Genomic DNA, 14320 nt, shown 5'->3' on the forward strand with positions numbered 1-14320 from the left:
GGACGACCGTGAGCCTGCCCATCGACGACGTGCTCTATCTGAGCGCGGCGGACATCGAAGCTTCGCTCGCAGGTGCCGAGCTCGAGCTCGTCGACCGCGTGCGCGACGCGTACGAGCGACATTCTGCTGGCCGGTCGGCCGTTCCGCACTCCGTGTTCGTGCGGTTTCCCGAGCGGCCGCGCGATCGCATCATCGCGCTGCCTGCATGGCTCGGCAGCGCTCCGGAGCTCGCGGGGATCAAGTGGATCTCCTCGGTCCCCGGCAACCACGAACGCGGCATCGATCGCGCCTCCGCGGTGATGATCCTGAACGACCTCGAGACCGGCCGCGCGCGAGTCGTGATGGAGGGATCGATCGTGAGCGCGTGGCGAACGGCGGCGTCCGCCGCGCTCGCAGCGCGCACGCTCTCCTCGGAGGAGCGCCCCGAGCGCGTCGCTCTCGTCGGGTGCGGCCGGATCCAGCTCGAAGTGCTCCGGTTCCTGCGGGCCGTGTTCCCGTCGCTCCGGCAGGCGGTGATGCTCGACACAGACGCCGGCGCCGCGGCGCGCTTCGCCGATACGGCTGCTCGCACGCTCGGTGCGATGCACTTCGAGACTGCGCCCACCCTCGAGGCGCTCTTCGCGTCGGCTGCGCTCGTGTCGCTCGCGACGACGTCGGGCACGCCGTTCATCGAGCCGGCCGCGCTCTCGTCGGCACCCCGCGGTTCCACGATCCTGCACCTGTCGCTCCGTGATCTGGCGCCGTCGATCGTCCTCGGTGCGCACAACGTCGTAGACGACGAGGATCACGTCTGTCGCGCCGAAACGTCGTTGCACCTCGCGGAGCAGGAGGTCGGACACCGACGCTTCGTGCACGCCGCCCTGGGCGACGTGACCGCGGGTCGTACGACGGCCCGTCCCGACCGGGACCGACTCGTCGTGTTCAGTCCGTTCGGCCTCGGCGTGCTCGACCTCGTCGCAGCCGATCTCGTCGCGCAGCGGGCAATCGCGAGCGGGCGCGGCACCGTCCTGCGCGGGTTCTTCCCGCCGCGCGTGATCGCGCGCGAGGAGTCGGGGCGATGACCGCTCGATCGCTCGACCGTGCTGCGGTCGCGGACGTCGTCCGCCGCAGCGTGCGCGAGGTCCTGCCCGATCTCACGCCCGAGATGATTGCGGACGACTCCGTGCGACTCGCGGATGTCGGCGCGAACTCGGTCGACCGCGTCGAGATCGTGATGCTCTCGCTCGAGTCGCTCTCGCTCGCAGTGCCCGCGGCGGAGCTCGCGAGCGCGCGCAACCTCGGCGGCCTGATCGACCTGCTCACCGCGAGCCTCGCTTCGCGTGCGGGAGCGACTGCGCGATGACGGCTCCGTCGCCGAGTGGGTCGCATGCGCAGGGTCCCATCGCCGTCACCGGCGTCGGCGTGGTCTCCTCGATCGGGCGCGGCGTCGCGTCGTTTGCCGCCGCGTTGCGCGCCGGGCGGATCGGCGTGCGCGCGGTCGAGGGGCCTGGCCCGCTGCGTGTCGCGGCGCTACTCGGCGAGCTCGAGCTCGCGACCGAGATCGAGCGCGTCCTGGTCGCGTGCGGGCGGCGTCCTGACGAGCTCGCGACGCGCGCGGTGCGGAGCGCCGCGAGGGCGCAGTGGTCGGTGCGCACCGGCGTCGCCGCCGCCTTCGAGGCCTGGCTCGACGCCGAGCTCGATCGCAGCATCCTCGCGCCCGAACGGGTCGCTGTCGTCGCGGTCTCGCCGCCCGGCCCCGCGCACCGCGATGCGCTCGACGCGCGCTATCGCGATCGGCTGGTCCACGCGCCCCCGACGTACGCGCTGCAGCACCTCGACACCGAGCTCGTGTCGACGTGGAGCGAGATCGTCGGCGCGCACGGAGAGGGGTTCTCGGTGGGCGGCGCATCGGCGAGCGGTCAGACGGCGATCGTCAAGGGCGCGCAGCTCGTGCGTCACGGTCTCGCCGACGTGTGCATCGTCATCGCCGGCGCGGCGCACCTCGGCGCGCTCGAGATCGCCGCGCTCGCGAACCTCGGCGCGCTCCGCTGTGATCCCGGCAGCGGCCCGCCCGAGGCGGCGAGCCGTCCATTCGACCGCGCGGCCGCGGGGTTCGTCTACGGCCAGGGCGCGGCAGCGCTGGTGCTCGAGTCGGAGGCTTCGGCGCGCGCACGCCGTGTCGCCACGCGGTGCACGATCCGCGGCATCGCGCTCTGCCTGAGCGGCACACGCGCTCCGACGCCCAGCGCGGACGCCGAAGCGCGCGTGATGCAGAGCGCGCTGCGCGACGCTGGTCTCGATCCGACCGACATCGACTACGTCAACGCGCACGCCACCTCGTCGCCGCTCGGCGATCAGGCCGAGGCACACGCCCTCGGCCGTGTGTTCACCGATCACGGCGCCCGGCCGCGCGTGAGCTCCACCAAGGCGCTGATGGGCCACTGCCTGGGGTCGGCAGGCGCGCTCGAGATGATCGCGACGATATCGCAGATGAGCGACTCCGTACTGCACCCGCAGCCGCACCTCGAAGACCCGATCGACCCCGAGCTCGCGTTCGTCGCACGAGCGTGTGAGCGCGCCGAGGTACGGCGCGCGATATCGAGCTCGTTTGGTTTCGGGGGAATCCACACGACTCTCGTGCTCGAGCGCGGCGCTCCGAGCCACACCGGAGGTGCAGAGTGAGCGTCGGAATCGAAGCGATGAATCTCTACGCGGGATCGACTCGACTCGACGTGCGCACTCTCTTCGAGGCGCGCGGGCTCGACCTCGATCGGTTCGCGAACCTCATGATGCGCGGCAAGTCCGTCGCGCTCCCGTGGGAGGACGCGGTCACGCACGCGGCGAACGCCGCGAAGCCGTTGATCGACCGACTGCCACCTTCGGAGCGCGACCGCATCGAGATGGTAATCACGGCGACCGAGTCCGGTCTGGATTTCGGCAAGTCGCTCGCCACCTACGTCCACGCGCACCTCGGGCTCCGTCGCTCCTGTCGGCTCTTCGAGATCAAACAGGCCTGCTATGGCGGGACTGCGGCGCTGCAGATGGCGGCGTCGTGGGTGGCCTCCGGCGTCTCGCCCGGCGCCAAGGCGCTCGTCATCGCGACCGACGCCGCACGTCCCGCGATCAGACTCTCGTACATGGAGCCGTCGCAGGGCACCGGTGCGGTCGCGATGCTCGTCGGCGACCGGCCTGACGTGCTCGCGCTCGACCTCGGCGCGAGCGGGACCTGCAGCTACGAAGTGATGGACACGTTCCGCCCGCGACCCGACGAGGAGACGGGAGACGCCGATCTGTCGCTGCTCTCGTACCTCGAATGCCTCGTGCACGCCTATCGTGCGTACGCGGAGCGAGTGGAGGGCACCGATCTCCGCACCACATTCGATCATCTCGCGTTTCACACGCCGTTCGGCGGGATGATCCGTGGCGCGCACCGGAAGCTACTCCGGGGCGAGGGCGCGCGCGGGGAGGAGATCGAGCGGGACTTCGAGCGTCGAGTGCTCCCCTCCATGCGGTTCAACGTAGAGATCGGCAACCTCTACTCGGCCTCACTCTACGCCGCGCTCGCGGCGCTCGTGGATGGGCTCGCCGGATCCGCGCTCCCCGCGCGAGTGGGCCTGTTCTCGTACGGCTCCGGGTGCGCGTCGGAGTTCTTCAGCGGCACGATCCCCGGACGCGCATCGGAAGTGATCGCGCCGATGCGGATCGGCGATGCGCTCGCTTCGCGCGCCCCGATCTCGATGTCGCAGTACGAGCGCATCCTCGAGGCCACGGCCGCCCTCCCGTTCGGCACCGAGGACGGCGAGCCCGACGCACAGGGGCTCGAGGCCCTCTACGAGCAGACGTTTGCGCGACGGCCGCTGCTGCGCCTGCGCGGGATCCGTCGCTTCCACCGCGAGTACGAGTGGGGCCGATGAGCACGCCGCTCCTGCTCGAAGTGGTGCGCGGGGGCCCCGTGCACCGCATCCGGCTGCCCTCGCCTACGCGTGGCCACGCGCTCGACGACATCGGTCTCGACGCGCTCTGCGGAGCGCTCCGCGAATCGGCGCGCGACGCGTCGTCCCGCATCGTCGCGCTCGAGGGCAGCGCCGGCACCTTCTGCATCGGGATGGACCTCGACGCGGCGACGGGGCGCGGCACTCGATCGTTCACGCCGCGCAAGTACGCCGACACCCTCGCGCTCGTCGCGGAGGTCGGGGTCGTGGTGGTCGCGGTCGTCGACGGTCGCGCGCTCGGCGGCGGCGTCGGTCTCGCCGCCGCGTGCGACCTCGTCTTCGCAACGCCTCGCGCGACGTTCGCGCTTCCCGAGGCGCTGCTCGGCCTCGTGCCCGCGATCGCGTCTCCCCCGCTCGTCCGACGCGTCGGATTCCAGCGTGCGTATCGACTCGCCCTCACGACCGAGCCCGTCGACGCGGCGCGCGCGCTCGCGCTCGCCCTCGTGGACGAGGTGCACGAAAACCCCGAGGACGGGCTGCGCCGCCTCGCGCGGCGCCTCCGCCACGTCGAGCCCGCCGCGATCGCCGCGATCAAAGCGCATTTCCGGCGTGTCCATCGCGCGCCCGACGAGGCAGAGGAGCTCGCGATCGAGCGCCTCGACGCGCTGCTCGCGAGCGCTGCGGTGCGCGAGCGGATCGCCGCCGTCGCGGCATCCGAATGAGAGACATCGAGGAGGAACGAGTGGAGCTCGCCCGTCATCCTGCGCACGATCGGTCACGCATCGCTGCGCCTGCCCGTCGCCACACCACGCTCGGAGCACGAGCATGAGCGCGACCGCGACGCGGCACGTCGATCCAGCCTGGTTCCCGACGCTCACGCCGGCCGATCGCCACGTCGCACGCCTGATCTGTCTGCCGTACGCAGGCGGCGGATCTCCGCTCTTCCGACCGTGGCGCGAGCACCTCTCGCCCTCGCTCCAGATCTGCCCGATCGAGCTGCCCGGTCGCTGGGGTCGCGTTCGTGAGCAGCCCTACTGCGATCTCGTCGCGCTCGCGGACGCGATCGCGGAGCGTGTCGCGCTGCTGTCCGCGCTGCCGACCGTGATCTTCGGATACAGCTACGGCGCGCTCCTCGCCTACGAGCTCGCGCATCGCCTGCTCGCTCATCACGGAATCGCCGTGCGGCACCTCTTCGTGGCGGCACGGCGCGCTCCGCACCTACGCGATCCCGGCCCTCCGATGCACACGCTATCCGACGACGCATTCCAGCTCGCGGTGGAGCGCACGTACGAGGGCGGCCTCGACCCGGCGCTCCTCCGCGACCGGGACATGGCGGCGCTGCTCCTCCGCGTGCTGCGCGCCGACATCGAGGCGGTCGAGACGTACGAGCACGAGCCGCGTCCCGCACTGCCGTGCTCGATCACCGCGTTCGGTGGACGCGAGGATTCGACCGCGACCCCCGCGCAGATCGACGAGTGGGCCCGACACACTGCCGGGTCCTTCTCCACGACGTTCTACGACGGCGGGCACTTCTTCGTGCGCACGCACTGGCGATCGATGCTCGCGGAGATCGATCGCGTGTGCGCGGCGTTCGAGGCGCGCTCGCCTGCATGACACGGCCGAGCGGCGCTCGCGTGTCGTTCGACGAAGGAGGAAAGCAAGTTGGAACGCATCCACGACGTCGCCATCGCAGGCGGCGGAATCGGCGGGCTCACGCTCGCGCTCGCGCTCGCGAACCGAGGCGTGTCGGTGACCGTGCTCGAGCAAGCATCGACGTATAAGCCCATCTATCGCGGTGAGTACCTGCAGCCGCGCAGTCAGGAGATCTTCGACGAGCTCGGGATCGGCGCAACGATCGAGGCGGTGACGGTGCCGGTGTACGTCAGCCGCGCGGGCACCGAGGATGATGGCGTGTTGATGGACGTCGACACGCGCTCGTTCGGTGCGCTGCAAGGTCGGAATGGGTTCCATCGCGACATCCACGGAGCGGTGCTCGCGCCTCTCCGGCGCCTCAGCAACGTCGAGGTGCGCATGGGTGCCCGCGTGGTCGACGTGAAGCGCGAGAGCGAGACGTGGTCGATCGAGATGCCGCACTCGTCGCTTCGCGCTCGGATCCTCGTGGGCGCGGACGGTCGCGGCTCGCGCGTGCGCGAGCGCCTCGGGATCGTCGCCAGCGAGCGCCGGTATCCCGGCGCGGTGCTCGCCGTCACCGTGCAGCTCGATGACGAGCCCGAGGCGTGCTCGGAGAATCTCCTCGGCACGCACGAGAGTGGGCTCTTCTTCCCGCTCCCGAACCGCAAGGCCCGCCTCTACTTGCTCGTGCACGAGGACGAGCGATACGCGTGGATCAAGAGCCAGCCGGACCGCGGCCTCTCGCATGTGCGCGATCGACTGCGCGCGCTCTTCCCACGGCTCGCGTCCGCGGTGGCGCGGATCGGGTCGCTCTCGGAGTTCCAGAACATCCCCGCGTACCATCTCACGACCGATCGCTGGGTCGTGGACCACGCGGCGCTGATCGGTGACGCGATCCACTGCGTGCATCCTGCGCTCGGACAGGGAATGAACCTCGCGATCGCCGATGCCGCGGAGCTCGCCCGAGTGCTCGCGCACGCGCTCGAAGCAGGCCGCACCGATGCGGAGACTCTTCGCGAGTACGAGAGCGCGCGCCGGTCACACGTAACGTACATCCAAAAAGACGGCGACCGATCGCGGGAGATGCTGCTCCGTCGCGACCGCATGACGGTCGCCCTGCGCAACCGCGTTTTCCGCAACGGTGCTCGGGCGCAGCATGCGATGCGCCGCATGCACGCGGTCTATGCCGGAGTCGAAGCGCCGCCGTCGCCGCTCGAGGAAACGCTCCTCTCGCTCGCGCTCGTGTTCCCCAGCTTTGATCGCGTGCTCGCGCGCTGACGCCACCCAAAATGAGCGTCGCTCCGGTACCCCAGCTCCGCGCATTACGCCAGCGCGCTTCGAGGCCCGCGCGATTCGCGCGGCGACCGCGGCGCCGTTGTCGCGGCGTCGGTGCCGGCGAGCGCGAGGTCGGAGCACCATTCCCGACGACGAATACTCGACGTGTGCCGAGAGCGTGGCTGGGTCGTGCAGATGACGACCGCGACGGTCCAGCTCCAAGCCGGAGAGACGCTGCGGCGCTGGCGCTGTGGGTGTTAACAGCCCGAGTCCGTCGAGGTGGTGCTCACGACCAGGCGGGTGCTGCAGTCCCGCACGGCGCGGACCTCGAGATGGTCGCCCTGCTCGCGATGATCAGAACGTAGAGCATCGACTCGCCGTGCACGTCGCGCGGCTCGTCGCCGTGACGCTCGCTGCGCTGTTGCGTGACCTGGAGCACCGCGCGCGCGCGCGGGCTCCCCCTCGAGCGTGCGGAAGTGATCGACGAGGATGTCGGCGTACTCGCTGCTCGCGCCGTTCTCGACGTGCGCGACCTCGGCGTACACGAAGCGCTCCGCGGCGCGCACCGCGAGGAAGAGACGCGTCGACGTGTACTCGTCGCCGTCGGCCGACGACGTCGTGAAGAGGAGCCTCGCGTCGGCATCCGTCGCCACGCCAGCGGGTCGCTGCACCTCGACACGCACCTCGCGCGGACGCCGCGAGCACGAATCGTCGCGACCGCACGCGCGAACGTGCGCATCGCGCGCGAGGCGATCGAGCAGCGCCTGGTGGCGATCTTCCGGGACGTCCGCGCCCGCGACGCGCTCCAGCGCGCGCTCGACCGCGTCGCTCCTGTGCGCTGCAGCCGCGCGCTGCCATGCAGCGCGTGCTTCGCCGCGGCGGCCGCTCGCCTCGAGAACCAGGCCGAGGTTATAGAGACAGGCCGCGATCGTCGCGGGGCGCGCATAGGGCGCGACGAGCCTGGGCTCGGCGATCCGCAAGTGCTCCTCGGCGCGCAGGCGATCGCCGGCGCGGTGCGCGATGAGGCCCGCCTCTCAGCGCGGGCCCAGCTCGAGCGGCTCGATCACAAGCGCGCGCTCGAGCGCGGCGAGCGCGGCGTCGTGGCGCTCGGCGCGATGGAGCTCGCGCGCCTCGCGCACCAGCGCGTCTCGGCGCGCCTTGACGTCGCCTCGCGGGAAGCGAAGATCGCCGCGCGCGTCGTGGAGCGCGATCGAGCAGCGCGACGACGACGCGAGCGTCGCCGCGGCAGGCGCGCTCGCCTCGGACGCGCGGTCCGGGGGCGCGACCGGCGCGGTCGGGCTCGCCATCTCTCCGCCACCCGAGCCTCCGTCGCTGCATCCGACGGTCATCACCGCCGCGAGCGCGGCCCACCCGGTCCATGTGCGCATTTCGCCGCGTAGTACCACGCCCCTACCCGCCGCGCGGCACGCCGGTCCCGCGCCGGAACGCGCGACCGAAATTCGCCGCGTCGGAGTAGCCGAGCCGCGACGCGATCGGCGAGCAGCGTGGCGTGACGGTTACGCGTAGCTCGCGGCGGAGATCCAGCGCGAGCTTGTGGACGCGACGCGCGGCGCCGACGGATCGAGCGTCGCCCTCGCCGAGATCGGCGCGGCGGACGCGCCGCGGCTCGTGGCGCGGCATATCGCGAGCGCCCGCCGCGTGGAGTGGTTCGACGAGCGGGGCGATCGCGTCGCGCAGCGCTTCGACGACATCGCGTGCAGCGACTGGGAGCTCGCGGGGGATCGCTTGCGCCTCCGATCGCGGCACGTCGAGGCGGGTGAGGTCCTCGACGACGGCGCAAGCTCGTTCCCTGCCGAGCGCGCGGTGCGCGCTGATCAAGAGGGTCCGGCGCGCGAGCTCGTGCTCGGCGATCCCGATCGCGACCAGAGCGAGCCTGTGTGGACGAGCTGGGAGGAGCGGCGGTGAGCCGCGAAGTGAGCGCGGGGATGGTGCTGCTGGTGCGGCGCGGCGCATCGAGCTGCTCGTGGTGCATCCGGGCGGCCGTTTCTTCCCGAAGAAGGATCGTCGAGCGTGGGGTGCTCGTTGCGAAGCACGGCGACGCACGGTGAGAGCGGTGTCGGCGATCCTGTTTAGAAGGCGGGTCGAGTGCTGCGTGTCGCACCCCCGACGACGTAGAATGGGGACCCCGATCACTCACGCAGCACGTCGTCGATCGCGTCGCGCACGACCGACGGGGAGACCTCGCACGAGCGCGCGGCATACGTCGTGCAGTCCGGCGCGCGCATGAGCGCACGGTTCCCATGGTCGTCGGTGCTGGCCTTCTCGATCGTCGCCTGCGGAGGCGGCGATCCCGGCGCGGGCGAGGACGCGTCGATCCCGGCCGACGCGCGCACGGGCGACGCGTCGGATGCCGACCCCGAGCGCGACGCGGGCGCGCCTGCGAGCGAGCTCTGGGTGCTCGGCTACTACCCGGGCTACCAGCGCGCGATGATGCCACCCGACGAGGTCGACTACGAGTCGCTGACCCACCTCGTGACCTTCGCGCTCCTGCCGCACGCCGACGGATCGCTCGACACGACGCTCTTCATCGACGAGACGCAGGGTCCCGCGCTCGCGCGCGACCTCGCGACGCGTGCCCACGCCGCGGGGATCCGCGCGCTGCTCGCGATCGGCGGGGCCGGGAGGCGCGAGGGCTTCGTCGCGGCGTCGCAGCCGGCGACGCGCGCGCACTTCGCGTCCGAGATCGTCCGCGTCGCGCGCGACTACGGGTACGACGGAGTCGACCTCGACTGGGAGCCGATCACCGAGAGCGATCAGCCGCTCGTGCTTGCGCTCGTGCAGGAGATCCGCGCCGTGGGTCCCGAGCTCGAGATCACCGTCCCGGTCGGGTGGACCTCGAGCAACGCCCAGCCCGTCGCCGACGCGTTCTATGCGGAGCTCGCCGAGCACGTCGATCGCCTGGGCGTGATGACCTACGGCATGAGCGGCCCCTGGGAGGGCTGGACCTCGTGGCACTCGAGCGCGCTCGACGGCGAGAGCCCGAGCGCACCGACCTCGATCGACCAGAGCGTCTCGGCGTACCGCGCCGCGGGCGTGCCGGCGACGGCGCTCGGCATTGGCATCGGCTTCTACGGCCTCTGCTGGACCGGCGTGACGACGCCGGGCCAGCCGACCGAGGGCGCGAGCCTCGTCGCGAGCGACAACGTGATGCGCTACGCGCACATCGCGGGCGCCTACCTCGACGCGCCGAGCGCGCGCCGCTGGGACGCGACCGCGAGCGTGCCCTACCTCTCGTTCCCCGACGGGCACGGCCCCGAGGGGTGCACGTACGTGTCGTACGACGACGCCGAGTCGATCGCGGCGAAGGTAGCCTACGCGCGCGAGCACGGCCTCGGCGCGCTCCTCGTGTGGACGATCAACCAGGGGCACCTCGAGGACGGCGGCGATCCGCTGCTCGACGCGATCCACGACGCTCTATGAGTCCGCGGTGGGCCGGCGCGCGTAGCCCGGGGCCACACTGTGGTCGCGCGCGCATCGCTCTCCGGCCGCTCCGGGCTCGAGGCGTTCGCCCACCTCCGCGTCAATCGAGTCGCTCGCCTTTCGAATCGAGCTGATCGAGATGCAGCCGCGGCGCGTCGTCACCAGCGCTGCGAGCGTGTCGGGGTTCGTCGCTCTTGCCCGTAAATGTCGGTGCGGACCGGCGACAGCTTCACGTTCCTCGAGCGTCTTCTGGATCCGCTGAACGCGTTGCGCGCGCTCGCGGACGAGCTGCTTACGCGTTCGGTCTGCACGAGCCCCGTTTCACGACGAGGGCGCGAGGTCGCATGCTGGGTGCGTGACGTCGTCGCCAGAGGCGGAATCGAGGCCGAGCTCATGAGCGAGCCGCTGCGGTCGATCATCCACGTCCGAAGCGTCTCGACCGAGACGCTCACGCCGTGGCGTTCGATGAGCTTCTTGCGAGCGAGCGCCGGCCCCGAAGCGCGTAGTGAGCGCGCACGATGTCGAGCGCACGGTCGCGCAGCTCGTCGGGCAGCCGGCGATTGCTGGGCCGACCGCGGCTCTTATGAGCGCGGCCGGACCGCCGGCCTCGTAGCCTCAGAGAAGCCGACGCACCTGGCGCCGCCGCAGTTAACCGCAAATCGGAGTCGATCCACATCTGAGCGAGTAGTCCTAATCGCGGATCGACGGGGGGCGCCGACCGACGACTGCGAACAGAACGATGCTCGCTCCGTAGACGAGCAGCGAGATGGGCACCGCGCATGCGGTCGCCTTCATGGCCTCGGAGATTCCTTGAGCGAGCACGGTCGCGCGCAATGCGGCGTCGCTCGTCGCCATTCCGCGGAACACCATCACCAAGCTGCCGACGGTGGAGCAGGTGCCGCCAAGCTGGACGAGCAACCCGAGCGCCGGCAGCCACGGCGCGAAGCGCCAGCGGCCGCCGAGCCGCTTCGCGATCCGCCGGCCCCATGCGATCAGCGCGATCACGCCGACGAAGTACCCGACGAACGTCGCGCTCAAGATCCCCAGCACAACCAGCTCACCGATTTCGACGTTCGGCACGACGTTCCTCCGCGCGCTGCGTCTAGAGCATCGAGACGCGCGCGCCAGCGATGCGGTCAGGCCGAGCAGTTCGCCCGCTTCCTGCCTGTGTCAGACGGCGCTCGACGAGCTTCGCCATCACGCCCGGACGATCGTGGACCGACCGACAACGGTGTTGACCGGGAGGCCGCATACGGCCTCTTCGCGCCGCGCTCTCGCGCCGGCTGCACTCGCGACTGACGATAGGACGTCGGCACCCCTCTATCGAGGAAAGCCACGCTGCCGAGGTCGGCTGCAAAGATGCGCTGGTGGAGTCCACGCATCACATACCCGAGCTGCTTCGCAGAAGGCCGACCCTGCTTGTCGCTGGCGATCCGACGTCGCCGGCTACAACGCGCGCTGCGCTCAACGTCGGGCCGACTCGCCGACGCCGAGCGCGCGTTCGCCGCCGAGGGCGCCGAGCACGAGCCGCGGTACACGCTGCTGATCGATCAAATCAAGGCACCGGGACCTGCATGAGAAACGAATCGCGACCCATCGGAGCGGCGTCTCCCACGAGGCTCCCCTCGGTGAAGCCGCCTAGGTAGACGCGGTTGCACGCATCGACCCAGAGCCCCGCCGCATGATCCCTCTCGGAGGATCCGCGCTGCCAGGTCCCCAAGAGCGTCCCCTGGGCGCTAAACCGCAGCACGAAGAGATCGCGCTCGCCTTGGTTGGTGAAACCCGTGAACGATCCGAAGGTATCTCCCGCCACGAAGAGATCCCCCGTGGGTCCGACCGCGAATGCGTTCACGAAATCCTGCTCGGGCGTCCCGGTTTTGACTGCCCAAAGCACATCGCCATCCTCCCTGTCGATCTGCGCGATGTACGCGTCCGCCAGACCCGCGCCCTCCCCACCGAGATTGGGGAGCATGGTGGAGCCAGCGGCGAGCAACTCTCCGGTCCCCGCGATCAGCAGCTCGTCGACCTCGGTGGCAACCGTACCGAGCTGAGTGAACCAAATCTCACGCCCCCCTCGATCGAGCCTTCGGATGAATCCACCCCCCAAGCCCTCTTCGTCATCGAAGAACTTAAACCCCGAGACATAGATCTCGGGGTTGGCCGAGGCGTGGATCGCAAACCCCGTGATTCGGTCAGGGTTGTGGAGAGACATGGATCGCCACCACCACGCCCGTTCGCCCGCGGACGGGAGATAGCTGCCGACGAATCCGTTCTCGGCGTCGAGGACCTGCCGGTGCTCGACGTAGAGATCGTCGTAGCCCGCGATCACCAGTTCACCTTCGGGGCCGACGCCGATCTTCAGCGGGTGCTGCGGTCGTTCATCGCCGGTTTGCAGGGTCTCGACGGACGCGCCTTCGGCGTCGAGGCGGATCGCGAAGACGTCGAATTGTCCACCGTTGGCGAACCCAGGCAGCGCCCCGGTGGTTCGCCCGACGACATACACCTCCCCCGCACCTGCGCGAACGAGATGCTCGGCCGTCTCCGTCCCCTCGGTGTCGAGCGTCCAACGGAATGCCACCGAACCCCCGGGTTCGTATTTCGTCACCACAGCGCGTGAGTTCCCCGTGGGCTCCACGTTCGTTTCGCCGACGATCCCATTCTCGAAGCCCACGGAGTAGACGCTGCCGTCCTCATCGACCCATACGGAATTGATTTCATCGGCTTGAGGAGTCCTGCTCTGATGGTCTCCCTGCCAAACCATGCTGCAGAGGTTCGACCCGCCATCCGTGCCACCGTCCGTTCCGCCATCCGTGCCACCGTCCGTTCCGCCATCCGTGCCACCGTCCGTTCCGCCATCCGCGCCGGCGTCCTCTGGGTCCAACGGCCCGGCATCGTGATCAAAATGCGCAGCGCAACGGCAGCCGGTTCCCAAGAGACAAGCCATCACCGCGAGTACAAGGCACGCGGTGACGGTCGAGAGGGAAAGGCGTTCAGGGATGCCCTGAGTCCGCCGATTGGGAGCGTCGTAGGGAGACATGTGCAACTTTGCAAACCTGAGATCTGGGGCTCTGGATCGGCTCGCGCAGGAAGGAGCGCCGGACTGCTCGCCGAACGACCTGTCGAATCGTGCAGAAGCGCGTGGGTCGCAGCATCCGGAGCGCTATTCGGCGAGCTCGCAGCTGACGCAAATATCAGTCGGTCGCGCAATCTATGTACGCGGTGAACTCGGTCGGGCACTGCTGTCCGCTCGCGCACTCGGTCTGGTCCGTCAGGCACTGGACGTACGCGTCGTACTCGGCGCCGCACGCTGGCGCGTCGTCGCGCAACGTGTCGAGGTAAGAGAGGCACTCGGTCTCGGAGCCGCTCGCGCATCCGCCGATCGGGTCGATCGTGAAGAGGTTCGCGCACGCGAGCTCCTCAGGGCTGTCGCCATCGCAAGCGGTGAGAGCCGAAATGGCGAATGCGATCGTAAGCAGGGTCAAGCGGCGCATGGGCGGTCTCCTCTCGTCGATACTCGTGCCATGGGAGTGACGTGAGCGCCGGAGCTGTTACGACCCGCGCGAAGATTCTCGGACGGGCTTAGAGGCCTGTCGCGAGCCCCCGCGCTCGCCCGTCGCTCAATGAAATCAACCGAGGAACGCTCCTCGGCGTGCGCGCGGCATCGCATCCACCGATGCCGCCGTGACGGAGAGTAAGCAAGGCTGGAGCTCGTGATCGAGCAGCTCTCGAGGATGAGCCGCGGATGCTCGCGCTCTACGACGATCACGCCGCGGTGTGCGTGCTGCTCATGCCCGAGCAGCTCGCCGAAAGGGCAAGCATTGATGGTGGTCGCGCCGACACACGGCGAGCTGCTGTGGTGGCGCGACGGAGACCACGCCTCGGCGCGCAACGCGCGCAAGGCGATGAGGGGAATCGACTCCGACGTCGCGCCGATCCCCGCGTGACGCGCGAGGGCTTCACCAAGTCGTCGTGGGCCGAGGCGACGGGCACGGCACCGTCGACGCCCGAGGAGGCGCAGGCGGACGACTGAGCGCCGGGCTCATTAATCAGTGGGCCCCGCG

Annotated in this window: 15 protein-coding genes; 12 read left to right on the top strand and 3 right to left on the bottom strand. The window is 70.1% G+C overall.

Going from position 1 to position 14320, the window contains the following annotated elements; genetic code table 11:
• Window positions 1-8: 8 nt before the first annotated feature.
• The 10 genes from sbnB to I5071_RS45970 all read left to right on the top strand — a co-directional run bounded on the left by sbnB (window position 9) and on the right by I5071_RS45970 (window position 10259).
• On the top strand, window positions 9-1061 hold the full coding sequence (gene sbnB / locus I5071_RS45925) for a 2,3-diaminopropionate biosynthesis protein SbnB (RefSeq protein WP_236607814.1): 1053 nt from the start codon (window positions 9-11) through the stop codon (window positions 1059-1061).
• Window positions 1058-1342 (top strand): phosphopantetheine-binding protein, encoded by a 285-nt coding sequence (locus I5071_RS45930; protein ID WP_206607142.1) that lies wholly within the window; start codon window positions 1058-1060, stop codon window positions 1340-1342. Before sbnB ends, I5071_RS45930 begins: the two co-directional genes overlap by 4 nt.
• Window positions 1339-2661: a beta-ketoacyl synthase N-terminal-like domain-containing protein gene (locus tag I5071_RS45935; protein ID WP_206607143.1), complete on the top strand. Its 1323-nt coding sequence runs from the start codon at window positions 1339-1341 to the stop codon at window positions 2659-2661. Before I5071_RS45930 ends, I5071_RS45935 begins: the two co-directional genes overlap by 4 nt.
• Window positions 2658-3893, top strand: coding sequence for a hydroxymethylglutaryl-CoA synthase family protein (locus I5071_RS45940; protein ID WP_206607144.1), 1236 nt, complete (start codon window positions 2658-2660; stop codon window positions 3891-3893). Before I5071_RS45935 ends, I5071_RS45940 begins: the two co-directional genes overlap by 4 nt.
• Window positions 3890-4633, top strand: a complete 744-nt coding sequence (locus tag I5071_RS45945) for an enoyl-CoA hydratase-related protein (RefSeq protein WP_206607145.1) — start codon at window positions 3890-3892, stop codon at window positions 4631-4633. Before I5071_RS45940 ends, I5071_RS45945 begins: the two co-directional genes overlap by 4 nt.
• Before the next feature lie 103 nt (window positions 4634-4736).
• Window positions 4737-5525 (top strand): thioesterase II family protein, encoded by a 789-nt coding sequence (locus tag I5071_RS45950; protein ID WP_206607146.1) that lies wholly within the window; start codon window positions 4737-4739, stop codon window positions 5523-5525.
• Window positions 5526-5573: 48 nt separating this feature from the next.
• Window positions 5574-6821 (top strand): FAD-dependent oxidoreductase, encoded by a 1248-nt coding sequence (locus tag I5071_RS45955; protein ID WP_206607147.1) that lies wholly within the window; start codon window positions 5574-5576, stop codon window positions 6819-6821.
• A gap of 422 nt (window positions 6822-7243) precedes the next feature.
• A complete protein-coding gene (locus I5071_RS45960; RefSeq protein WP_236607815.1) occupies window positions 7244-8218 on the top strand; it encodes a hypothetical protein in 975 nt (324 codons plus the stop codon).
• Window positions 8219-8372: 154 nt separating this feature from the next.
• Window positions 8373-8744 (top strand): hypothetical protein, encoded by a 372-nt coding sequence (locus I5071_RS45965; protein ID WP_206607150.1) that lies wholly within the window; start codon window positions 8373-8375, stop codon window positions 8742-8744.
• A gap of 318 nt (window positions 8745-9062) precedes the next feature.
• The gene (locus I5071_RS45970) at window positions 9063-10259 is read left to right on the top strand and encodes a glycoside hydrolase family 18 protein (RefSeq protein WP_206607151.1); all 1197 of its coding nucleotides are present in this window, start codon (window positions 9063-9065) and stop codon (window positions 10257-10259) included.
• A 690-nt stretch (window positions 10260-10949) separates the two neighbouring features.
• Here the strand turns inward: I5071_RS45970 and I5071_RS45975 are convergent.
• A complete protein-coding gene (locus I5071_RS45975) occupies window positions 10950-11339 on the bottom strand; it encodes a MotA/TolQ/ExbB proton channel family protein (RefSeq protein WP_206607152.1) in 390 nt (129 codons plus the stop codon).
• Between the two features lie 339 nt (window positions 11340-11678).
• On the opposite strand from I5071_RS45975, the gene I5071_RS45980 reads away from it, so the two are divergent.
• A complete protein-coding gene (locus I5071_RS45980; RefSeq protein ID WP_236607816.1) occupies window positions 11679-11837 on the top strand; it encodes a hypothetical protein in 159 nt (52 codons plus the stop codon).
• Here I5071_RS45980 and I5071_RS45985 read toward each other — a convergent pair.
• Both I5071_RS45985 and I5071_RS45990 read right to left on the bottom strand, forming a co-directional pair.
• Window positions 11815-13296 (bottom strand): hypothetical protein, encoded by a 1482-nt coding sequence (locus I5071_RS45985; protein WP_236607817.1) that lies wholly within the window; start codon window positions 13294-13296, stop codon window positions 11815-11817. The genes I5071_RS45980 and I5071_RS45985 overlap by 23 nt on opposite strands.
• 154 nt (window positions 13297-13450) lie before the next feature.
• The gene (locus tag I5071_RS45990; protein ID WP_206607154.1) at window positions 13451-13750 is read right to left on the bottom strand and encodes a hypothetical protein; all 300 of its coding nucleotides are present in this window, start codon (window positions 13748-13750) and stop codon (window positions 13451-13453) included.
• Window positions 13751-14001: 251 nt separating this feature from the next.
• On the opposite strand from I5071_RS45990, the gene I5071_RS45995 reads away from it, so the two are divergent.
• Window positions 14002-14289, top strand: a complete 288-nt coding sequence (locus I5071_RS45995; RefSeq protein ID WP_206607155.1) for a hypothetical protein — start codon at window positions 14002-14004, stop codon at window positions 14287-14289.
• The last annotated feature ends 31 nt before the right edge of the window (window positions 14290-14320 follow it).

The sequence above is a fragment of the Sandaracinus amylolyticus genome, from assembly GCF_021631985.1.
Classification (GTDB): Bacteria; Myxococcota_A; Polyangia; order Polyangiales; family Sandaracinaceae; genus Sandaracinus; species Sandaracinus amylolyticus_A.

Excerpts from the sequence above, each read along its gene's own strand:
- I5071_RS45945 (WP_206607145.1), top strand. The coding sequence starts at position 3,890 with ATGAGCACGCCGCTCCTGCTCGAAGTGGTGCGCGGGGGCCCCGTGCAC.
- I5071_RS45990 (WP_206607154.1), bottom strand. The coding sequence starts at position 13,750 with ATGCGCCGCTTGACCCTGCTTACGATCGCATTCGCCATTTCGGCTCTC.
- I5071_RS45950 (WP_206607146.1), top strand. The coding sequence starts at position 4,737 with ATGAGCGCGACCGCGACGCGGCACGTCGATCCAGCCTGGTTCCCGACG.
- I5071_RS45935 (WP_206607143.1), top strand. The coding sequence starts at position 1,339 with ATGACGGCTCCGTCGCCGAGTGGGTCGCATGCGCAGGGTCCCATCGCC.
- I5071_RS45985 (WP_236607817.1), bottom strand. The coding sequence starts at position 13,296 with ATGTCTCCCTACGACGCTCCCAATCGGCGGACTCAGGGCATCCCTGAA.
- I5071_RS45995 (WP_206607155.1), top strand. The coding sequence starts at position 14,002 with ATGCTCGCGCTCTACGACGATCACGCCGCGGTGTGCGTGCTGCTCATG.
- I5071_RS45970 (WP_206607151.1), top strand. The coding sequence starts at position 9,063 with ATGAGCGCACGGTTCCCATGGTCGTCGGTGCTGGCCTTCTCGATCGTC.
- I5071_RS45930 (WP_206607142.1), top strand. The coding sequence starts at position 1,058 with ATGACCGCTCGATCGCTCGACCGTGCTGCGGTCGCGGACGTCGTCCGC.